Origin of the sequence: Pseudomonas sp. USTB-Z (assembly GCF_019691255.1) — a bacterium.
Classification (GTDB): domain Bacteria; phylum Pseudomonadota; class Gammaproteobacteria; order Pseudomonadales; family Pseudomonadaceae; genus Aquipseudomonas; species Aquipseudomonas alloputida.
The window spans coordinates 288399-310141 of the sequence record NZ_JAECZP010000001.1 but is presented as its reverse complement, the minus strand read 5'-3'; the positions used below and the strand labels follow the sequence as shown (position 1 = coordinate 310141).

Genomic DNA, 21743 nt, shown 5'->3' with positions numbered 1-21743 from the left:
TGGGCATGAAAACTGCGAACCGTAACTGTCGCTCTCTGTCGAAGGGTCTAGTCTCAACACTCTCCCTCCGCTTTCGTCAACTTGCCCGAGGATGCCGCATGTCCCAGGAACCCAAAGCACGTGACGCCGAAGTCGCGGATTTTCGCGCTGCTGTACTGAACAAGCTGACCTACGCGGTCGGCAAGGACCCCGAGCACGCCTTCGACCATGACTGGTTCGAAGCCATTGCCCTGGCCGCGCGCGATCACATGGTCGACCACTGGATGGATCACACCCGGCAGGCCTATCGGCGCAGCCAGAAGCGTGTCTACTACCTTTCCCTGGAGTTTCTCATCGGCCGCTTGCTGTACGACAGCCTGAGCAACCTGGGCCTGCTGGACGTCGCCCGCGATGCGCTGGAAGGGCTGAATGTGGACCTCGAACGCATTCGCCTGCTCGAGCCGGACGCCGCGCTGGGCAATGGTGGCCTTGGCCGTCTGGCTGCGTGCTTCATGGAGAGCATGTCTACCCTGGGTATCGCTGCCCATGGTTACGGCATCCGCTACGAGCACGGGCTGTTCCGTCAGGCCGTGGTCGATGGCTGGCAGCAGGAACAGACCGAGAACTGGCTGGATTTCGGCAACCCCTGGGAGTTCGAGCGCGCCGAGGTGATCTACCCGATCAGCTTTGGCGGCAGTGTCGAAACGGTGCACGATGCAAGCGGTAGCCAGCGCCAGGTATGGTGGCCTGGCGAGACGGTGCGGGCGGTGGCCTACGACACGCCGGTAGTCGGCTGGCGCGGATCCAGCGTCAACACCCTGCGCCTGTGGCGCGCGCGCGCGCTGGAAGAGCTGCACCTGGAGCGCTTCAACGCCGGTGACCATTTGGGGGCTGTGGCTGAAGTGGCGCGTGCCGAGAGCATTTCGCGTGTGCTTTACCCCGCCGACAGTACCGAGGCCGGTCAGGAACTGCGCCTTCGCCAGGAGTACTTTTTCGTCTCGGCTTCGCTGCAGGACTTGCTGCGGCGCCACCTGAACATGCACAAGGACCTGCTCAACCTGCCTGATGCAGCGGCCATCCAGCTAAACGACACCCATCCCTCGATTGCGGTGGCGGAGCTGATGCGGTTGCTGGTGGATCAGCACGAAGTGCCTTGGGAAAAGGCCTGGGAACTGACCGTCGGCACGCTCGCCTACACCAACCATACCCTGTTGCCAGAAGCCCTGGAAACCTGGCCGGTAGCGCTGATGGAGCGCATGCTGCCGCGGCACATGCAGATTATCTACCTGATCAATGCCTACCATATCGATGCGTTGCGGGCCAAAGGCCTGCACGACTTCGACGTGCTGCGCGCGGTTTCGCTGATTGAGGAAGACAACGGCCGACGGGTGCGCATGGGCAATCTGGCGTTTCTCGGCTCGCACAGCGTCAACGGCGTGTCGGCGCTGCACAGCAAGTTGATGAAAAGCACGGTGTTCTCCGAGCTGCACAAGCTCTACCCGCAACGGATCAACAACAAGACCAACGGCATTACCTTCCGCCGCTGGTTGTACCAGTCCAACCCTCAACTGACCGAGATGCTGGTCGAGGCGCTTGGGCCGGAACTCAAGGACGACCCACAGACGCGTCTGGCGGGCCTGGTGCCGTTCGCCGAAAAAGCCGGTTTCCGCAAGCAGTTCGCTGCCCAGCGGCTGCACAGCAAGCGCGCCCTGGCCAGCATCATTCAGGATCGTATCGGCGTCACGGTCAACCCCGAGGCGCTATTCGACGTTCAGGTCAAACGTATTCACGAATACAAGCGCCAGTTGCTCAACCTGCTGCACACCGTTGCACTGTACCAGGCCATACGCAACGACCCTGGCACCAACTGGGTGCCGCGGGTGAAGATCTTCGCTGGCAAGGCTGCGGCCAGTTACCACCAGGCCAAACTGATCATCAAGCTGGCCAACGACATCGCCCGTGTGGTGAACAACGACCCGACGGTGCGCGGCCTGCTGAAGGTGGTGTTCCTGCCCAACTACAACGTCAGCCTGGCCGAGAGCATCATCCCGGCGGCGGACCTTTCCGAGCAGATATCCACCGCAGGTTACGAAGCTTCCGGTACCAGTAACATGAAGTTCGGCCTCAATGGTGCGCTGACCATCGGCACCCTGGATGGTGCCAATGTGGAGATGTGCGAACAGGTGGGGGCCGACAACATGTTCATCTTTGGCCTGACCGCGCAGCAGGTTGAAGCGCGCAAGCGTGCCGGTGATTTTGGCGCCAATGCCGCCATAGCTGCTTCCAACCGCTTGACCGATGTGTTGCAGGCCATTCGCAGTGGTGTGTTCTCGCCAGACGACCCTTCTCGGTACACCGGGTTGATCGACGGCCTGGTGGCCTACGATCGCTTCCTGGTGTGTGCCGATTTCGATGCCTACTGGGATGCCCAGCGGCGGGTCGAGGATCTGTGGCACACACCGCAGGAGTGGTGGCGCAAGGCGGTGCTCAATACCGCGCGGATGGGCTGGTTCTCCTCGGATCGGACTATTCGCGAGTATGCGACCGAGATCTGGAAGGCGCTGGACTGAGGCGGGCCTGTGCTGGCTTGTTCGCGGGTAAACCCGCGCCTACAGGGCCCTTATCCACCTGTAGGCGCGGGCGCGTCCGCGAATGGCCCCACAACCAGACCACCGGCCTGGCGAAGGCTGAACTACCGACCTATTGTGCCGTCTGAGAGCCGTGGCGAGTCTCATCACTCGCTAGCCCGTCACTCTCCCTGTAAACTGCGGGGGTTTTTCATCCCCCCAATCCGTTCGGAGCCATACATGTCCCGCGTTACCCTGAGTCGCTATCTGATTGAGCAGACCCGCAGCAACAATACCCCTGCCGATCTGCGCTTCCTGATCGAAGTGGTAGCGCGTGCGTGCAAGGAAATCAGCCATCACGTGTCCAAAGGCGCCCTCGGCGGTGTGCTGGGCAGCATGGGCACTGAAAACGTGCAGGGCGAGGTCCAGAAGAAACTGGACGTGATTTCCAACGATATCCTGCTGGAAGCCAACGAGTGGGGCGGTCACCTGGCTGGCATGGCTTCCGAAGAAATGGACAACGCGTACCAGATCCCGGGCAAGTACCCGAAAGGCGCCTACCTGCTGGTCTTCGACCCGCTGGACGGTTCGTCGAACATCGACGTCAACGTGTCGGTCGGTACCATCTTCTCGGTTCTGCGTTGCCCTAACCAGTACCTGAGCCAGAACGAAAGCCTCAACGAAGAAGCGTTCCTGCAGCCAGGTACCGAGCAGGTTGCTGCCGGTTATGCCATCTACGGCCCGCAGACCATGCTGATCCTGACCCTGGGCAACGGCGTCAAGGGCTTCACCCTGGATCGCGAACTGGGCAGCTTCGTGCTGACTCACGAAAACATCCGCGTACCGGAGACCACCGCCGAGTTCGCCATCAACATGTCCAACCAGCGCCACTGGGAAGCCCCGGTACAGCGCTATGTGGGCGAACTGCTGGCAGGCGAGACCGGCCCGCTGAAGAAGAACTACAACATGCGCTGGATCGCCTCGATGGTGGCCGACGTGCACCGCATCCTGACCCGTGGCGGCCTGTTCATGTACCCACGTGACGCCCGCGAACCAAGCAAGCCGGGCAAGCTGCGCCTGATGTACGAAGCCAACCCGATGTCGTTCATCATCGAACAGGCCGGTGGCGCTTCCACCAACGGTTACGATCGCATCCTCGACATCAAGCCAGAAAGCCTGCACCAGCGCGTGTCGGTGATTCTCGGCTCGAAGGAAGAGGTCGAGCGCGTCACCGCTTACCACAAGGAGTAAGTCATGCTCGCACCTTGGCAGCCGTTGCTGGAGTGGTGGTTCGGTTGGGGCACCAGTGCCCAGGCCGTGGCTGACGAGAAGAGCACGCTGTGGTTCGGCAAGCATTACGATGCCGAGGCCCATGCGCTGTTTGGCGACCTGGTCGAGCATGCCCTGGCGGGTGGGCTCGAAGAGTGGCAGCAAAGCCCGCAGGGCTGGCTGGGCCTGCTGATTTTGCTCGACCAGCTGCCACGCATGATCTACCGCGACACGCCGCGCGCCTTCGAGGGCGACCGGCGTGCCCAGGTGGTCGCCATGCAGGGCCTGCAGAAGGGCTGGGACTACCAGCTGCTGCCGATCCAGCGCGTGTTCGTGCTGCTGGTACTGGAGCATGCCGAAGTGCTGGACTGGCAGAACCTGTGCGTGGAGCGTTATCGAATGCTGCTGGACGAACAGCCCGAGGCCAACCGCCGGCTGTTTGAAGGCTTCCTCGACTATGCCGAGCAGCACCAGCGGGTAATTGCCCGCTTCGGGCGCTTCCCGCACCGCAACCTGGTGTTGGAGCGGCCGAGCACCAGCGAAGAGATGGACTTTTTGCTGGAGCCTGGGTCCCGGTTCTGAGGCCCAAGGGGCCTGCTGTGCAGGCATCGCGACGCAAGGCCGCTCCCATTGGGGGCGGCCTTTTTTATTGGGCGCATGATTAATGCTTTGTGATTAATCGCACAGTAGTGGCCATCCGACCAATGGTGTAGGGACATAGGGGGTGGGGCAGGGAACCTGGGAGGGATTTTCACGTCGAAGGTCACTGCAGGCCACTCGCCTGTATCATCTTTCAGGAGTGTCCCTTCATGTCGTTGCGTTCCCTCGCCCTGTTGTCGCTGTGCGTCGTGCTGACTGCCTGCAGCAAGATCAATCAGGAAAACTATTCCAAGATCAAGGCCGGTATGAACAAGGCCGAGGTCGAGCAGTTGCTCGGCACGCCGACCGAGTGTTCTGGCGCGTTGGGCATGAGCAGCTGCACCTGGGGGGACGAGAAGAGCTTCATCAGCGTGCAGTACGCAGCTGACAAGGTGCTGATGTATTCCGGGCAGGGCCTCAAATGAGGCGTGCGTACCTGCTGATGGGGGTATGCCTGGCGTTGCTGCTGGGCGGTTGTGCAGGTTCCGTGCACGACCCGCTGGCGCCGAAAACCGCCGGCCATGTCGACCTCAAGCGCTACCAGGGCAAATGGTACGAGCTGGCGCGCCTGCCCATGCGCTTCCAGGAAGGCTGCGAGCAGTCCGAGGCCCATTACAACCTCAGGCCTGATGGCAGTTATGGCGTGCTCAACCGCTGCCGCACCATGGGTGATGAATGGCTTCGCGCCGAAGGGCATGCGAATATCCAGGAGCCGGGGCACACCGACAAGCTATGGGTCGAGTTCGATAACTGGTTCACCAGGCTGGTACCAGGCGTGGCGCGGGGTGAGTACTGGATTCTTTATGTGGACGAGCACTACCGTACGGCCATCGTCGGCAGCCCGGACCGCAAATACCTTTGGATTCTGTCGCGCACACCGACACTGCCGGCCTGGGAGCGTGAGAACCTGCTGTCCAGGGCGCGGCAGCAGGGGTATGACACCAGCCGCTTGATCTGGCGGGCGTCCGATCAGCAAATAGTAAAAATGCATTGAGTTTTTTTGGGGGTTGCGTTGCAACCCTTCGCGGGCAAGCCCGCTCCTACAGGTTCTGCGCTGAACCCTGGGCTGCCCCCAAGACATTTTGTGGGCAGTCCAACCTGTGGGAGCGGGCAAGCCCGCGAAGGGCTGCAATGCAGCCCCGATACACTCAGCCCAAAAGCTGGCGCAACACCTCGGCAAACGCCCGCCCGCTTTCTTCTTCTTGCGCATGCCGCCCCTGGCGCACCACCCAGTGCCCATTCACCATCACATCGCGCACCTGGCGATCGCCGCCGGCAAACAGCCAACGGTTGAGAATGGCATCACCCTCCGCCATGGCGATGTAGGGGTCCTGCCCATCGAGCACCAGCCAGTCGGCACGCTTGCCCACCGCCAACTCGCCGACCGCCTGCCCCAGCGCCTGTGCACCACCGGCCAACGCCGCGTCATACAGCGTGCGCCCGACCATCGGTTGGTCGCCGCGATACAGGCGGTTGCGCCGCTGGTCCCGCAGGCGCTGGCCATATTCCAGCCAGCGCAGCTCCTCCACCACGCTCAACGACACATGGCTGTCCGAGCCAATGCCCATACGTCCGCCCTGTGCCAGGAAGTCCACTGCCGGGAAGATCCCATCGCCCAGGTTGGCTTCGGTGGTCAGGCACAACCCGGCCACTGCGCCGCTGCGGGCCATGGCAGTGACTTCGTCCGGTTCGGCATGGGTAGCGTGTACCAGGCACCAGCGGCGGTCCACGTCCACGTGCTCGTACAGCCACTGCAGCGGGCGCAGGCCGCTCCAGGCCAGGCAGTCGTCGACTTCCTTCTGCTGTTCGGCGATGTGGATATGCACTGGGCACTGCCTGTCGCTGGCCGCCAACACTTCGGCGATCTGCCCAGGCGTTACCGCCCGCAGCGAGTGGAAGCAAAGGCCCAGTTGCTGCGCCGGTTGCGCGGCCAGCAGCGGGGCGAGCTGGGCTTGCAGCTGCAGGTACTGCCCGGTGGAGTTGATGAAGCGCCGCTGCCCGTCGTTCGGCGCCTGGCCGCCAAAGCCTGCATGGCTGTACAGCACCGGCAGCAAGGTCAGGCCGATGCCGCTGTCGGCTGCGGCCGCGCTGATGCGTCTCGACAGCTCGGCCGGGTCGGCGTAGGGCTTGCCGGCCTGGTCGTGGTGCACGTAGTGGAACTCCGCCACCGAGGTATAACCGGCCTTGAGCATCTCGATGTACAGCTGGCGGGCGATGACCTGAAGCTGCTCTGGACTGATCTGCCCGACCAGGCGGTACATCAGGTCTCGCCAGGTCCAGAAACTGTCATTGGGGTTGCCGGCAACTTCCGCCAGGCCTGCCATGGCGCGCTGGAAGGCATGCGAGTGCAAGTTGGGCATGCCGGGCAGCAGCGGGCCGGCCAGGCGCTCGGCGCCTTCGGCCGAAGCGCCAGGCTCGATGCTGGCCACGCGGCCATCGCTGGCGACCTCGATACGCACATGGCTGGCCCAGCCCGTAGGTAGCAGGGCGCGTTCGGCGAAGTAGGCTGACATCGGTGGAATCCTGTTATTGTTAACTTGTATATACATATACAGGCGTTTGCCTGCCGGGTAAACTGCGGCAAGCTACCGCTCATTTCATTTGCACAAGGATCCATCGCCGTGCCGACACCTCCTGTCTCCGTGCTGGTTGCCCAGATGGGCGAGGGCCCGGCGCCGCTCTACGCCCGGGTCAAACAGATGATCATCCAGCAGATCGACAACGGCAGCTGGCCACCGCATCACCGGGTACCTTCCGAGAGCGAGTTGGTCAACGAGCTGGGTTTCAGCCGCATGACCATCAACCGCGCCCTGCGTGAACTCACCGCCGAGGGCCTGCTGGTGCGCATGCAAGGGGTCGGCACCTTCGTGGCCGAGCCCAAGGGCCGTTCGGCGCTGTTCGAGGTCAACAACATTGCCGATGAAATTGCCGCGCGCGGGCACCAGCATAGCTGCCAGGTGATCACGCTTGCCGAAGAAGCGGCCGGCTCCGAGCGGGCGCTGGCTCTGGACATGCGTGAAGGTCAGCGGGTGTTCCATTCGCTGATCGTGCATTTCGAGAACGGCGTGCCTGTGCAGATCGAGGACCGCTACGTTAACGCGGCCATCGCCCCCGACTACCTCAAGCAGGACTTTACTCGGCAGACGCCTTACGCCTACCTGTCCCAGGTGGCGCCGTTGACCGAAGGTGAGCATGTGGTCGAGGCGATCCTGGCCGAGCCGGAAGAATGCCGCCTGTTGCAGATCGAGCGGGGCGAGCCTTGCCTGCTGATTCGTCGTCGCACCTGGTCCGGCCGCCAGCCGGTGACCGCTGCACGGCTGATCCACCCCGGTTCCCGTCATCGCCTGGAAGGACGTTTCAGCAAATGAGTCAGCTGCAGTTGTTGCGTGCGCATGATTACCCGCGCATGCCTTGGAAGAACGGTGGTGGTTTCACCGAAGAGATCACCCGCGACAGTGGCGAGGGCCTGGACGGTTTTGGCTGGCGTCTGTCGATTGCCGACATCGAAGAGTCGGGCGGCTTTTCCACCTTCGCCGGCTACCAGCGGATCATCACCGTGCTGCAGGGCGACGGCATGCGCCTGCTGGTCGACAGCCAGGCCAGTCGGCCATTGCTGGCGTTCGATGCGTTTGCGTTCAGCGGCGAGAGCCAGGTCAGCTGCAAGTTGCTGGGCGGGGCGATCCGCGATTTCAACCTGATCTATGCACCTGAGCGATATAGGGCGCGGCTGCAGTGGCTGGATGGCACCAGCCGGGTGTACAGCTCGGCGTCGACGGTGTTGTTGTTTGCTGCCAGCAGCCATGTTGAGGTGACCATCGTGGGGCGTGAAACGCAGCGGCTAGGGTTGTATGACTGCCTGCGGCTGGAGGGCAATGACGAATTGCTTGGGCTGGAGGTTCAGGGGCGGTTTTGCTTGATTGAGCTCATTTCTCGCTGATGGGCTTGGCGATACATTTTCATCGCCTGTGAGATCGAGCGCCGCCCGCGCGGCGCTCGATTTATGCGCCGCCGCAAAACTCAAGCCGGACCGACGCTCGCTTCACCCCCCCCCAAAAAAAAATCAAAGCAGGAACAACAGGTCCAATTATTTTGGTTGTCCATGCTTGTACATACAAGTAAAGGTGTGTTTGTATATTGACCACGACATACCCGCCCGCGGACGACCGCAGAGGACCTTTCCCGTGACCGACAACAACAAATACCGTGACGTTGAAATCCGTGCCCCACGTGGCAACAAGCTGACCGCCAAAAGCTGGCTGACCGAAGCGCCACTGCGCATGCTGATGAACAACCTCGATCCGCAGGTCGCGGAAAACCCGAAAGAGCTGGTGGTATACGGCGGTATCGGCCGCGCCGCGCGCAACTGGGCCTGCTACGACAAGATCGTCGAAACCCTGACCCGCCTGGAAGACGACGAAACCCTGCTGGTGCAGTCGGGCAAGCCGGTCGGTGTGTTCAAGACCCACAGCAACGCACCGCGCGTGCTGATCGCCAACTCCAATCTGGTGCCACACTGGGCCAACTGGGAACACTTCAACGAACTGGACGCCAAAGGCCTGGCCATGTACGGCCAGATGACCGCCGGCAGCTGGATCTACATCGGCAGCCAGGGCATCGTCCAGGGCACCTATGAAACCTTCGTCGAAGCCGGTCGCCAGCACTACGGCGGCAGCCTCAAAGGCAAGTGGGTACTCACCGCTGGCCTGGGCGGCATGGGCGGCGCCCAGCCACTGGCCGCGACCCTGGCCGGGGCTTGCTCGCTGAACATCGAATGCCAGCAGAGCCGTATCGACTTCCGCCTGGAAACCCGCTATGTCGACGAGCAGGCCACTGACCTCGACGACGCCCTGGCACGCATCGCCAAGTACACCGCCGAAGGCAAGGCCATCTCCATCGCCCTGCACGGCAACGCCGCCGAAATCCTCCCAGAGCTGGTCAAACGTGGCGTGCGCCCGGACATGGTCACCGACCAGACCAGCGCCCACGACCCACTGAACGGCTACCTGCCTGCCGGCTGGACCTGGGAACAGTACCGCGACCGTGCGCAGACCGAACCGGCTGCAGTGGTCAAGGCTGCCAAGCAGTCGATGGCCGTGCACGTGCAGGCCATGCTGGACTTCCAGAAGCAGGGCATCCCGACCTTCGACTACGGCAACAACATCCGCCAGATGGCCAAGGAAGAGGGCGTGGCCAATGCCTTCGACTTCCCAGGCTTCGTCCCGGCCTACATCCGCCCACTGTTCTGCCGCGGAGTCGGCCCGTTCCGCTGGGCGGCGCTGTCCGGTGAAGCCGAGGACATCTACAAGACCGACGCCAAGGTCAAGGAACTGATCCCCGACGACGCCCACCTGCACCGCTGGCTGGACATGGCCCGCGAGCGCATCAGCTTCCAGGGCCTGCCGGCACGTATCTGCTGGGTAGGGCTGGGCCTTCGCGCCAAGCTGGGCCTGGCTTTCAACGAAATGGTCCGCAGCGGCGAGCTGTCGGCACCGGTGGTGATCGGCCGTGACCACCTCGACTCCGGCTCGGTATCCAGCCCGAACCGCGAAACCGAGGCCATGCGTGATGGTTCGGACGCTGTTTCCGACTGGCCGCTGCTCAACGCCCTGCTGAACACCGCAGGCGGCGCCACCTGGGTATCGCTGCACCATGGCGGTGGCGTGGGCATGGGCTTCTCGCAGCACTCGGGCATGGTCATCGTCTGCGACGGTACCGATGAGGCCGCCGAGCGCATCGCCCGGGTACTGACCAACGACCCAGGGACTGGCGTCATGCGCCACGCCGATGCCGGTTATGACATCGCCATCGACTGCGCCAAGGAGCAGGGCCTGGACCTGCCGATGATCACCGGCTGATCACCACGCTTTGGATCGCACCCTGCAAGGGGTGATACTGAACAACAAGAAGGAGCGCGCAGGCACCCACAAGCGGGCCTGCGGCTCCACGCGATTTGGAGTAGTAACGTGACCGAACTCACCCTCAAGCCTGGCACCCTGACCCTGGCCCAGCTGCGCGCGATCCATGCCGCGCCCGTGCGCCTGCAACTGGATGCCAGTGCCGCGCCGGCCATCGACGCCAGCGTCGCCTGTGTCGAGCAGATCATTGCCGAAGACCGTACTGCCTACGGCATCAACACCGGTTTCGGCCTGCTGGCCTCGACCCGCATCGCCAGCCATGACCTGGAGAACCTGCAGCGTTCGCTGGTGCTGTCCCACGCCGCCGGTATCGGCGCGCCGCTGGATGACGACCTGGTGCGGTTGATCATGGTGCTGAAGATCAACAGCCTCAGCCGTGGCTTCTCCGGCATCCGCCGCAAAGTCATCGACGCGCTGATTGCCCTGGTCAACGCCGAAGTCTACCCGCACATCCCGCTGAAAGGCTCGGTCGGCGCATCCGGTGACCTTGCGCCGCTTGCGCATATGTCGCTGGTGCTGCTGGGTGAAGGCAAGGCACGCTACAAGGGCCAGTGGCTGCCGGCCACCGAGGCCTTGGCGATTGCCGGCCTCGAGCCGCTGACCCTGGCCGCCAAAGAGGGCCTGGCCCTGCTCAACGGTACCCAGGCCTCCACCGCCTATGCCTTGCGTGGCCTGTTCCAGGGCGAAGACCTGTATGCCGCGGCCATCGCCTGCGGTGGCCTGAGCGTCGAAGCCGCATTGGGCTCGCGTTCGCCCTTCGATGCGCGTATCCACGAAGTGCGTGGCCAGCGCGGCCAGATCGACACCGCGGCCTGCTTCCGCGACCTGCTGGGCGACTCCAGCGAAGTGTCGCTGTCGCACAAGAACTGCGACAAGGTCCAAGACCCGTACTCGCTGCGCTGCCAGCCGCAGGTCATGGGTGCCTGCCTGACCCAGCTGCGCCAGGCCGCCGAGGTACTGGGCATCGAAGCCAACGCCGTGTCGGACAACCCGCTGGTGTTCGCTGCCGAAGGTGATGTGATCTCCGGCGGCAACTTCCACGCCGAACCGGTGGCCATGGCCGCCGACAACCTGGCCCTGGCCATCGCCGAAATCGGTTCGCTCAGCGAGCGCCGCATCTCGCTGATGATGGACAAGCACATGTCCCAATTGCCGCCGTTCCTGGTGGAAAACGGTGGGGTCAACTCTGGCTTCATGATCGCCCAGGTCACCGCTGCCGCCCTGGCCAGCGAGAACAAGGCTTTGTCGCACCCGCACAGTGTCGACAGCCTGCCAACTTCGGCCAACCAGGAAGACCACGTGTCGATGGCCCCGGCTGCCGGCAAGCGCCTGTGGGAAATGGCCGAAAACACCCGTGGCGTGCTGGCCATCGAATGGCTGGGCGCGTGCCAGGGCCTGGACCTGCGCAAAGGCCTGAAGACTTCGGCCAAGCTGGAGCAGGCGCGCCAGGCGCTGCGCAGCGAGGTGCCGCATTACGACCGTGACCGTTTCTTCGCGCCGGATATCGAAAAGGCCGTGGACCTGTTGGCCAAGGGTAGTCTGACCGGCTTGCTGCCGGCGGGTGTGCTGCCAAGCCTGTAATGCCCCTTGGGGCCGCTTGGCGGCCCTTCGCGGTCAAGCCCGCTCCTACACAGCTTGCGATCTGCAAACGCTATCCATGTAGGAGCGGGCTTGCCCGCGAAGGGGCTGCGCAGCAGCCGCTCAATCTCACGACCACAAAAACAATTCAAGGACGTGACATGCAACAAGCTCAAGGTCTCAAGCGCGGGCTAAGTGCCCGCCACATCCGTTTCATGGCCCTCGGCTCCGCCATCGGCACCGGCCTGTTCTACGGCTCTGCCTCGGCCATCCAGATGGCAGGCCCGGCTGTGCTGCTGGCCTACCTGATCGGCGGCGCCGCCGTGTTCATGGTCATGCGCGCCCTTGGCGAAATGGCCGTGCACAACCCGGTGGCCGGCTCCTTCGGCCACTACGCCACGACCTACCTCGGCCCCATGGCCGGTTTCATCCTTGGCTGGACCTACGCTTTCGAGATGGTCATCGTCGCCATCGCCGACGTCACCGCGTTCGGTATCTACATGGGCTTCTGGTTCCCGGAGGTAGCCCGCTGGATCTGGGTGCTGGGCATCGTTTTCCTGATCGGCGGCCTCAACCTGTGCAACGTCAAGGTATTCGGCGAAATGGAATTCTGGCTGTCGCTGCTCAAGGTCGGCGCCATCGTGGCGATGATCCTGGCCGGCCTCGGCATCATGGCCTTCGGTTTCAGCCAGGTGGGTACCGGGCATGCCGTAGGCATGAGCAACCTGTTCGACCACGGCGGCTTCATGCCTAACGGCGTGGGGGGCTTGATTGCGTCGTTTGCCGTGGTGATGTTCGCCTTCGGCGGTATCGAGATCATCGGCGTCACCGCCGGTGAGGCAAAAGACCCGCAGCGCGTCATTCCCAAAGCGATCAACGCGGTGCCACTGCGTATCCTGCTGTTCTACGTGCTCACCCTGTTCGTGCTGATGTGCCTGTACCCATGGCCGCAGATCGGTAGCCAGGGCAGCCCGTTCGTGCAGATCTTCAGCAACCTGGGCATTGGCTCTGCCGCTGCCGTGCTGAACGTCGTGGTGATTTCCGCTGCCATCTCCGCCATCAACAGCGACATCTTTGGCGCTGGCCGCATGATGTATGGCCTGGCCCAGCAAGGCCACGCCCCGCGCGGCTTCAGCAAGTTGTCGAAACATGGCGTACCGTGGATGACCGTCGTGGTGATGGGGGCTGCGCTGCTGATCGGCGTATTGCTCAACTACCTGATCCCGGAAAATGTGTTCCTGCTGATTGCCTCGATCGCCACCTTCGCCACGGTGTGGGTGTGGCTGATGATCCTGCTCACCCAGGTAGCCATGCGCCGCAGCATGAGCCGCGAGGAAGTGGCACAGCTCAAGTTCCCGGTACCGTTCTGGCCATACGGCCCGGCCATGGCCATTGCGTTCATGGTGTTCATCTTTGGCGTGCTCGGTTACTTCCCGGACACCCAGGCGGCATTGATCGTCGGCGTGATCTGGGTGGTGTTCCTGGTGGCGTCCTACCTGCTGTGGTGCAAGCCGCGCGCAGGGCAGGGCCAGCCGGTAGCGGAGCCGGCCGAGTTGCACCGCTAGCAAAGGAGATTGTGCATGAGAACCCTCTGGCAGCATTGCCATGTTGCAACCATGGCCGATGGCCGTTACTCGGCCATCGAGGACGCGGCGATCGTCACCAGCGCCGGGCTGATCGAGTGGATAGGCCCACGCGCCGAGCTGGCACCGGTCGAAGCTGACCGCACGGTTGACCTGGGGGGTGCCTGGGTCACCCCCGGCCTGATCGACTGCCACACCCATGCGGTGTTCGGTGGCAACCGCAGCGGCGAGTTCGAGCAGCGCCTGCAGGGCGTGAGCTATGCCGAAATCGCCGCGCAGGGCGGGGGTATCGCGAGTACCGTGCGGGCTACCCGGGCGGCCAGCGAAGACGAGCTGTTCGCCAGTGCTCGCCAGCGCGTTCAGGCACTGATGCGCGATGGCGTGACCACCCTCGAGGTCAAGTCCGGCTACGGCCTGGACTTGGCCAATGAGCGCAAGATGCTGCGAGTGGCCCGGCGCCTGGCTGACGAGCTGCCGCTGACGGTGCGTGCCACCTGCCTGGCGGCGCACGCTTTGCCCCCGGAGTACGCGGGGCGGGCCGACGACTACATCGCGCACATCAGTGACGAGATGTTGCCGGCCCTGGCCGGCGAAGGCCTGGTGGATGCGGTGGATGCCTTCTGCGAACACCTCGCGTTCTCGCCGGCCCAGGTCGAGCGGCTGTTCATCAAGGCGCGCGAACTGGGCCTGCCGGTCAAGCTGCATGCCGAACAGCTGTCATCGTTGCACGGCTCAAGCCTGGCCGCGCGTTACCAGGCACTGTCGGCTGACCACCTGGAGTTCATGACAGAGGAAGACGCCGTGGCCATGGCAAACGCCGGCACGGTCGCCGTGCTGTTACCGGGTGCTTTCTACTTCCTGCGTGAAACCCAGCTGCCGCCAATGGATGCATTGCGCCGCCACGGGGTAAAGATTGCCCTGGCCAGCGACCTCAACCCCGGCACCTCGCCAGGCTTGTCGCTGCGGTTGATGCTGAACATGGGCTGCACCTGCTTCCGCATGACACCGGAAGAGGCCCTGGCAGGCGTTACGGTGCACGCCGCCACGGCGCTGGGCCTGGGTGACAGTCACGGCTCGCTGCAAGTGGGCAAGGTGGCCGACTTCGTTGCCTGGCAAATCGAACGCCCCGCCGACCTGGCCTACTGGCTGGGTGGCGACCTGCCCAAGCGCGTAGTGCGCATGGGCCACGAAATCTCCAACTGAGCGAGGCACGATGGACAAGGTATTGAGTTTTCACCAAGGTCGCCTGCCGCTGCTGATCAGCATGCCGCACGCTGGCTTGCGTCTGACCGACGCCGTGCGCGACGGCCTGGTCGACCAGGCGCAAAGCTTGCCGGACACCGACTGGCACATCCCGCAGTTGTACGACTTTGCCCGTGACTTGGGTGCCAGCGTGGTGGCCGCAGAGTACTCACGCTTCGTCATCGACCTGAACCGTCCGGACGACGACAAGCCGCTGTACGCCGGCGCCACCACGGGCTTGTACCCGGCGACGTTGTTCGGCGGCGAACCCCTCTTCAAAGACGGGCTGGCGCCGTCTGGCGAAGAGCGCACACGCTATCTGGAGCAAATCTGGCGCCCTTATCACGCGACCATTCGTCGTGAACTGGACCGCTTGCGTGAGCAGTTTGGCTATGCGCTGCTGTGGGATGCCCATTCGATCCGTTCGCTGATCCCGCACCTGTTCGACGGCAAGCTACCGGACTTCAACCTGGGTACTTTCAACGGCGCCAGTTGCGATCCGGCACTGGCTGAGCGGCTGCAGGGTGTGTGCGCCGAGGTGCAAGGTTACAGCCACGTGCTTAATGGTCGGTTCAAAGGCGGTCACATCACCCGGCATTATGGCGACCCGGCCAACCATATCCATGCTGTGCAACTGGAGCTGGCGCAAAGCACCTATATGGAGGAAGTCGAGCCGTTTGCCTACCGGGAAGACTTGGCGCAGCCGACGCAAGCGGTCTTGAGGCAGCTACTGCAAGCGCTGCTGGCCTGGGGCGACGCGCGTTACAAGCGTTGAGTGGAGGCGGCGACGCTATCGGCGTCGCCAGGCACCGTGGGAGGCAGTTGCCGGAAATCTGCGCAAGGGTCAATTCGCGCCGTTCGAACGCGTCAGCAAGGACGGTGCTGAAAGCGCAATTCAGGTTTATGATGGCCCACGGCCGAATAATCCTCACACGGAGTGCGCAATGCAGACCCTCTACCCGCAGATCAAACCCTACGCCAGGCACGATCTGGCCGTGGAAGCGCCGCATGTGCTTTATGTCGACGAAAGCGGCTCGCCGGAAGGTCTGCCCGTGGTGTTCATCCACGGAGGCCCTGGCGCTGGCTGCGACGCCCAGAGCCGCTGCTACTTTGATCCCAACCTGTACCGCATCATCACCTTCGACCAGCGCGGCTGTGGCCGCTCCACGCCCCATGCGAGCCTGGAGAACAACACCACCTGGCACCTGGTCGAAGACCTGGAGCGCATTCGCGAACACCTTGGCATAGACAAGTGGGTGCTGTTTGGTGGCTCTTGGGGCTCGACCCTGGCCCTGGCCTACGCTCAGGCTCACCCAGAACGCGTGCACGGCCTGATCCTGCGCGGCATCTTCCTGTGCCGGCCGCAGGAAATCGAGTGGTTCTACCAGGAAGGCGCCAGCCGCCTGTTCCCCGACTACTGGCAGGACTACATCGCACCGATTCCACCGGAGGAACGCGGCGATCTGGTCAGGGCCTTCCACAAACGCCTGACCGGTAACGACCAGATCGCCCAGATGCACGCCGCCAAAGCGTGGTCCACCTGGGAAGGCCGTACCGCCACCCTGCGCCCCAACCCGCTGGTGGTCGACCGCTTTTCCGAACCGCAGCGGGCGCTGTCGATCGCCCGCATCGAATGCCACTACTTCATGAACAACGCCTTCCTCGAACCGGACCAGCTGATCCGCGATCTGCCCAAAATCGCCCACCTGCCGGCGGTGATCGTGCATGGGCGCTACGATGTGATCTGCCCATTGGACAACGCCTGGGCGTTGCACCAGGCCTGGCCGAACAGTGAGTTGAAAGTGATCCGTGACGCCGGTCACGCGGCTTCCGAGCCTGGTATCACCGATGCCTTGGTGCGTGCCGCCGACCAGATGGCCCGGCGCCTGCTCGACCTGCCTCTGGAAGAAGCATGAGGGGCATGCTGCAGCGCGTGCGCGGTGCGCGGGTTGAAGTGGCGGGGGAGGTGGTCGGCGCCATCGACCAAGGGTTGCTGGTGCTGGTCGCGGTCGAGCCTGAAGATTCCCGTGAACAGGCCGATAAGCTGTTGCACAAGCTGCTGAACTACCGTGTGTTCAGTGACGAGCAGGGCAAGATGAACCTGTCGCTCAAGGATGTCGGGGGTGGCCTGCTACTGGTGTCACAGTTCACCTTGGCGGCCGACACCCGCAACGGCATGCGCCCAAGCTTCTCGACCGCAGCGCCACCGGCCCTCGGCGCCGAGTTGTTCGACTATCTTTTGCAACAGGCAAAAGCTCAGCACGCCGACGTGGCCAGCGGCCGTTTCGGCGCGGATATGCAGGTGCACCTGGTCAATGATGGCCCCGTAACATTTATGTTACAAATATGAGGTCAAAAAACCCTTTGTTCACAGGAAAACAAGGGGTTTTGTACGATAAATAGTTGCTCCAGCCTGATGCGTTGTCACGCAACCTGCTGGATAATCGCGCGCTGCATGGACCTGCGTTCGTAGGTCCGTTTCACTCTGACTCGAGCATTGTCTGGATCCGTTTGGGGAATCATTACGCCCTCGCGGGGTCCGAACAGTGCTCGCCAACCCGGCATTTGTCGCTGGCCGTTGGTTTCATGATCTGTTTTCGGCGAGGGTTGCTCGTGATTGTTAGTCCCCAAAAAGCATCAAGAATCCCCAGCGTCGGGCTACGCAAGGCGCTGATGGCCAGTGTGGCTCTGGTCGGCCTGATGAGCGCGGGCCAGCTGTGGGCATTCAATCTTGACGATGTTGCTGCCAAGGCAAAGGATCTGGCCGGCCAGAAGTACGACGCGCCCAAAAGCAACCTGCCGGCCGTGTTCCGCGACATGAAGTTCGCGGACTACCAGAAAATCCGTTTCCTGCAGGAAAAGGCCGAGTGGGCCAAGGACAAGACCCCGTTCAAACTGTCGTTCTATCATCAGGGCATGCACTTCGACACCCCGGTGAAAATCAACGAGGTCACCGCCACCAAGGTCGAGGAAATCAAGTACGACCCGGACCGCTTCGAGTTCGGTGACGTGCCGCACGATCCGGAAACCACCAAAAACCTCGGTTATGCCGGTTTCCGCGTGCTGTACCCGATCAACAAGGCCGACAAGCAGGACGAGATCATGACCCTGCTGGGCGCCAGCTATTTCCGCGTAGTCGGCAAGGGCCACGTGTACGGCCTGTCTGCCCGTGGCCTGGCCATCGACACCGCCCTGCCGTCGGGCGAAGAATTCCCGCGCTTCACCGAGTTCTGGGTTGAAAAGCCCAAGCCAGCCGACAAGCACCTGGTGATCTACGCGCTGCTGGATTCGCCGCGCTCTACCGGCGCCTACAAGCTGACCCTGCGTCCAGGCAACGACACCGTGGTCGACGTGCAGTCCCGCGTGTTCCTGCGTGACCATGTCAGCCGCCTGGGCATTGCGCCGCTGACTAGCATGTACCTGTTCGGCCCCAACCAGCCGTCCAAGGTGCTCAACTACCGCCCGGCACTGCATGACTCCGAAGGCCTGTCGATCCATGCCGGCAACGGCGAGTGGCTGTGGCGCCCGCTGAACAACCCGAAACACCTGGCTGTAAGTAACTTCAGCGTCGAGAACCCGCGTGGTTTCGGCCTGATGCAGCGTCAGCGCGCTTTCAGCGACTACGAAGACCTCGACGACAACTACCAGAAGCGGCCAAGCGCCTGGATCGAGCCGAAGGGTGACTGGGGCAAGGGTAGCGTCGACCTGGTCGAAATCCCGACCGCCGATGAGACCAACGACAATATCGTGGCCTTCTGGAGCCCGGAGAAACTGCCGGAGCCAGGTAAGCCGTTCGAGTACGCCTACCGCCTGCACTGGACCATCGACGAGCCGAAGTTCCAGGCCCCTGACCTGGGCTCGGTCAAGCAGACCCTGCGTTCCACGGGTGACGTCAAGCAGTCCAACCTGATCCGCCAGCCAGATGGCAGCGTGGCATTCCTGGTCGACTTCGCCGGCCCGGCGCTTGCCGCCCTGCCGGAAGACACCGCCGTGCGCAGCCAGATCAGCGTGGGCGACAACGCCAAGGTGGTCGAGAACAATTTGCGCTATAACCCTGAGACCAAGGGCTGGCGCCTGACCCTGCGCCTGAAGGTCAAGGAAGCCAACAAGTCGACCGAAATGCGCGCCGCACTGGTGCGTGATGTACCGGTCGAGCCCGCCAAGCCTGCCCAGGACGCCAAGCAGGACAAAGCCGCAGCCAAGCATGCCAAGGCCGAGAAAGCCGTCAAGGCTGAGCAATCTGCCAAGGCCGAACAACCTGCCGCCGATGCGGCGCCCACCAACGGGGCCCCGGCCACCACCGAGAAGGTGCTGACCGAGACCTGGAGCTATCAGTTGCCTGCCGATGAGTAACTCAAGCGCAAGGCCGGAATCGCTTGGCGAGTACCTGGCCCACCTACCCCTGAGCGACGAGCAGCGGGCTGAACTTGCCAGCTGCACCTCGTTCAGTGAGCTACACCAACGCTTGGCGGCCAACCCGGCCGCCAGCTCTGCCGAGGCCGTGCAGGCCTCGGTGGGCCCGCGCCTGACCGTGGGCAGCGCCGCCGAGCTGGAAGACGCCGAAATGCTCGGCGTTGACGGCAGCGGTCGCCTGTGCCTGAAGATCGCCCCGCCGATCAAGCGCACCAAGGTCGTGCCCGAGCCATGGCGCACCAATGTGCTGATCCGCATGTGGCGACGCATGACCGGCCGCCCCAACGCCCCGCAGCCGCCCAAGCGCGAGCTGCCGCCGGCCCGCTGGCGCACGGTTGGCTCGATCCGCCGTTACATCCTGCTGGCGCTGATGATCGGCCAGACCATCGTCGCTGGCTGGTACATGAAAGGCATCCTGCCGTACCAGGGCTGGTCGTTCGTGGACTTTGACGAAATCGTCAACCAGCCGCTGTGGGACACGGTGGTGCAGGTGTGGCCGTATGCCCTGCAAACTTCCATCCTGATCCTCTTCGGCATCCTGTTCTGCTGGGTGTCGGCGGGCTTCTGGACCGCGCTGATGGGCTTCCTCGAGCTGCTCACCGGGCGCGACAAATACAAGATTTCCGGCAGCAGCGCAGGCAACGAGCCGATCGCGCCCGAGGCGCGTACCGCGCTGGTGATGCCGATTTGCAACGAAGACGTGCCGCGGGTGTTCGCCGGCCTGCGCGCAACGTTCGAGTCGGTGGCTGCCAGCGGCAACCTCGACCGGTTCGACTTCTTTGTGCTCAGCGACACCAACGACACCGACATTGCCGTGGCCGAGCAACAGGCCTGGCTGGATGTGTGCCGCGAAACCAAAGGCTTTGGCCGCATCTTCTACCGCCGCCGTCGGCGCCGTGTGAAGCGCAAGAGCGGCAACCTCGACGACTTCTGCCGTCGCTGGGGTGGCGAGTACAAGTACATGGTTGTGCTCGACGCCGACAGCGTCATGAGTGGCGAGTGCCTGAGCAGCCTGGTGCGCCTGATGGAGGCCAACCCGGACGCCGGCATCATCCAGACCGGGCCGAAAGCCTCGGGCATGGACACCCTGTATGCACGCATGCAGCAGTTCGCTACCCGCGTGTACGGCCCACTGTTCACTGCCGGTCTGCACTTCTGGCAGTTGGGTGAGTCGCACTACTGGGGCCACAACGCGATCATCCGCATGAAGCCGTTCATCGAGCACTGCGCCCTGGCGCCGTTGCCGGGCAAGGGCGCGTTCGCCGGTGCCATCCTTTCCCACGACTTCGTCGAAGCTGCGCTGATGCGCCGTGCCGGCTGGGGTGTGTGGATTGCCTACGACTTGCCGGGCAGCTACGAAGAACTGCCGCCAAACCTGCTCGACGAGCTCAAGCGCGACCGCCGCTGGTGCCACGGCAACCTGATGAACTTCCGCCTGTTCCTGGTCAAAGGCATGCACCCGGTTCACCGTGCGGTGTTCCTCACCGGGGTGATGTCTTACCTGTCGGCGCCGCTGTGGTTCCTGTTCCTGGTGCTGTCGACCGCGCTGCTGGCGACCAACACGCTGATGGAGCCGCAGTATTTCATCGAGCCGTACCAGCTTTACCCGCTGTGGCCGCAGTGGCACCCGGAGAAGGCTGTGGCGCTGTTCTCCACCACCATTGTGCTGCTGTTCCTGCCCAAGCTGCTTAGCGTCATCCTGATCTGGGCCAAGGGCGCCGTCGAGTACGGTGGACGCGTCAAGGTCACCTTGTCGATGCTGATGGAGATGCTGTTCTCCATGTTGCTGGCACCGGTACGCATGATCTTCCACACCCGCTTCGTGCTGGCCGCGTTCCTCGGCTGGGCTGCGACCTGGAACTCGCCGCAGCGTGACGACGACTCCACGCCGTGGGGCGAAGCGGTGCGCCGGCATGGCCCGCAGACGCTGCTGGGCGTTGCCTGGGCCGCACTGGTGGCGTGGTTGAACCCGAGCTTCCTGTGGTGGCTGGCGCCTATCGTCGGTTCGCTGGTGCTGTCGATCCCGGTATCGGTGATTTCCAGCCGCACCCGCCTGGGCCTGGCGGCCAAGGATGAGAAGCTGTTCCTCATCCCAGAGGAATACGCCACGCCACAAGAACTGTTGGCTACCGACCAGTACACCCACGAAAACCGCTGGCATGCCTTGCATGATGGTTTCGTGCGGGCCGTGGTCGACCCGCGGCAGAACGCCCTGGCTTGCGCCATGGCCACTGCCCGCCATGGCCAGGCGGCACCGATCGAAGCGTTGCGTGCCGAGCGCGTTGCCAAGGCAATTGAAGTCGGGCCAAAAGGCCTGGACCTCAATACTCGCCTGGCTCTGCTCAGCGACCCGGTGGCACTGAGCCGCCTGCACGAGCAGGTGTGGGCCGAGCACAATGCGGCCTGGATCGATGTGTGGCGTGCGTCGATCAACAATGACCCGCATTCGCCGCTGTTGCCGTTGCACCCGGAAAACGCAGGCCAACCGGCACTCGTCGGCGCCTGATCGGGCCTGTTCGCGGCGGTTCGGCGCCCCGGTGGACCCGCCCCTACGGGGC

17 protein-coding genes are annotated in these 21743 nt (G+C 63.4%); 16 read left to right on the top strand and 1 reads right to left on the bottom strand.

Translation table 11 applies throughout. The annotated features are described in order from the left end of the window. The first annotated feature begins 98 nt into the window (after window positions 1-98). From I8746_RS01380 to I8746_RS01360, 5 genes are all read left to right on the top strand, one after another. Window positions 99-2549 (top strand): glycogen/starch/alpha-glucan phosphorylase, encoded by a 2451-nt coding sequence (locus I8746_RS01380; protein ID WP_012053932.1) that lies wholly within the window; start codon window positions 99-101, stop codon window positions 2547-2549. Window positions 2550-2786: 237 nt separating this feature from the next. After that, a complete protein-coding gene (locus tag I8746_RS01375) occupies window positions 2787-3797 on the top strand; it encodes a class 1 fructose-bisphosphatase (protein ID WP_003249230.1) in 1011 nt (336 codons plus the stop codon). A 3-nt stretch (window positions 3798-3800) separates the two neighbouring features. Continuing rightward, entirely contained in the window at window positions 3801-4397 is a 597-nt protein-coding gene (locus I8746_RS01370; RefSeq protein WP_012053931.1) for a DUF924 family protein, read from the top strand. Between the two features lie 227 nt (window positions 4398-4624). Beyond that, entirely contained in the window at window positions 4625-4879 is a 255-nt protein-coding gene (bamE, locus tag I8746_RS01365) for an outer membrane protein assembly factor BamE (protein ID WP_003249234.1), read from the top strand. Next, window positions 4876-5448, top strand: a complete 573-nt coding sequence (locus I8746_RS01360; protein WP_010955593.1) for a lipocalin family protein — start codon at window positions 4876-4878, stop codon at window positions 5446-5448. The genes bamE and I8746_RS01360 overlap by 4 nt, the downstream gene beginning before the upstream one ends. A 154-nt stretch (window positions 5449-5602) precedes the next feature. On the opposite strand, the gene I8746_RS01355 is transcribed toward I8746_RS01360, so the two are convergent. Continuing rightward, a complete protein-coding gene (locus tag I8746_RS01355; protein ID WP_088512562.1) occupies window positions 5603-6967 on the bottom strand; it encodes a formimidoylglutamate deiminase in 1365 nt (454 codons plus the stop codon). A gap of 144 nt (window positions 6968-7111) precedes the next feature. Between I8746_RS01355 and hutC the strand changes: the two genes are divergently transcribed. From hutC to mdoH, 11 genes are all read left to right on the top strand, one after another. Continuing rightward, the gene (hutC, locus tag I8746_RS01350) at window positions 7112-7822 is read left to right on the top strand and encodes a histidine utilization repressor (RefSeq protein ID WP_173881450.1); all 711 of its coding nucleotides are present in this window, start codon (window positions 7112-7114) and stop codon (window positions 7820-7822) included. Further along, window positions 7819-8391 carry a HutD family protein gene (locus tag I8746_RS01345; protein WP_014754692.1) on the top strand — a complete coding sequence of 191 codons (573 nt, stop codon included), beginning with the start codon at window positions 7819-7821 and terminating at the stop codon, window positions 8389-8391. Before hutC ends, I8746_RS01345 begins: the two co-directional genes overlap by 4 nt. A 244-nt stretch (window positions 8392-8635) precedes the next feature. Continuing rightward, window positions 8636-10309 (top strand): urocanate hydratase, encoded by a 1674-nt coding sequence (gene hutU, locus I8746_RS01340; RefSeq protein WP_004577162.1) that lies wholly within the window; start codon window positions 8636-8638, stop codon window positions 10307-10309. A 108-nt stretch (window positions 10310-10417) separates the two neighbouring features. Beyond that, on the top strand, window positions 10418-11950 hold the full coding sequence (gene hutH, locus I8746_RS01335) for a histidine ammonia-lyase (RefSeq protein WP_003249248.1): 1533 nt from the start codon (window positions 10418-10420) through the stop codon (window positions 11948-11950). A gap of 158 nt (window positions 11951-12108) precedes the next feature. Next, window positions 12109-13512 (top strand): amino acid permease, encoded by a 1404-nt coding sequence (locus I8746_RS01330; protein WP_003249253.1) that lies wholly within the window; start codon window positions 12109-12111, stop codon window positions 13510-13512. 15 nt (window positions 13513-13527) lie between these two features. Then, window positions 13528-14733, top strand: coding sequence for an imidazolonepropionase (gene hutI / locus I8746_RS01325; protein ID WP_014754690.1), 1206 nt, complete (start codon window positions 13528-13530; stop codon window positions 14731-14733). A 10-nt stretch (window positions 14734-14743) separates the two neighbouring features. Beyond that, window positions 14744-15547 (top strand): N-formylglutamate deformylase, encoded by an 804-nt coding sequence (hutG, locus tag I8746_RS01320; protein ID WP_014754689.1) that lies wholly within the window; start codon window positions 14744-14746, stop codon window positions 15545-15547. Window positions 15548-15716: 169 nt separating this feature from the next. Then, window positions 15717-16688, top strand: a complete 972-nt coding sequence (gene pip / locus I8746_RS01315; protein WP_003249260.1) for a prolyl aminopeptidase — start codon at window positions 15717-15719, stop codon at window positions 16686-16688. Continuing rightward, the gene (gene dtd / locus I8746_RS01310; protein WP_221099858.1) at window positions 16685-17122 is read left to right on the top strand and encodes a D-aminoacyl-tRNA deacylase; all 438 of its coding nucleotides are present in this window, start codon (window positions 16685-16687) and stop codon (window positions 17120-17122) included. Before pip ends, dtd begins: the two co-directional genes overlap by 4 nt. 263 nt (window positions 17123-17385) lie before the next feature. After that, the gene (locus tag I8746_RS01305; RefSeq protein WP_221099848.1) at window positions 17386-19125 is read left to right on the top strand and encodes a glucan biosynthesis protein G; all 1740 of its coding nucleotides are present in this window, start codon (window positions 17386-17388) and stop codon (window positions 19123-19125) included. Beyond that, on the top strand, window positions 19118-21691 hold the full coding sequence (mdoH, locus tag I8746_RS01300; RefSeq protein WP_012053925.1) for a glucans biosynthesis glucosyltransferase MdoH: 2574 nt from the start codon (window positions 19118-19120) through the stop codon (window positions 21689-21691). Before I8746_RS01305 ends, mdoH begins: the two co-directional genes overlap by 8 nt. Window positions 21692-21743: the final 52 nt, after the last annotated feature.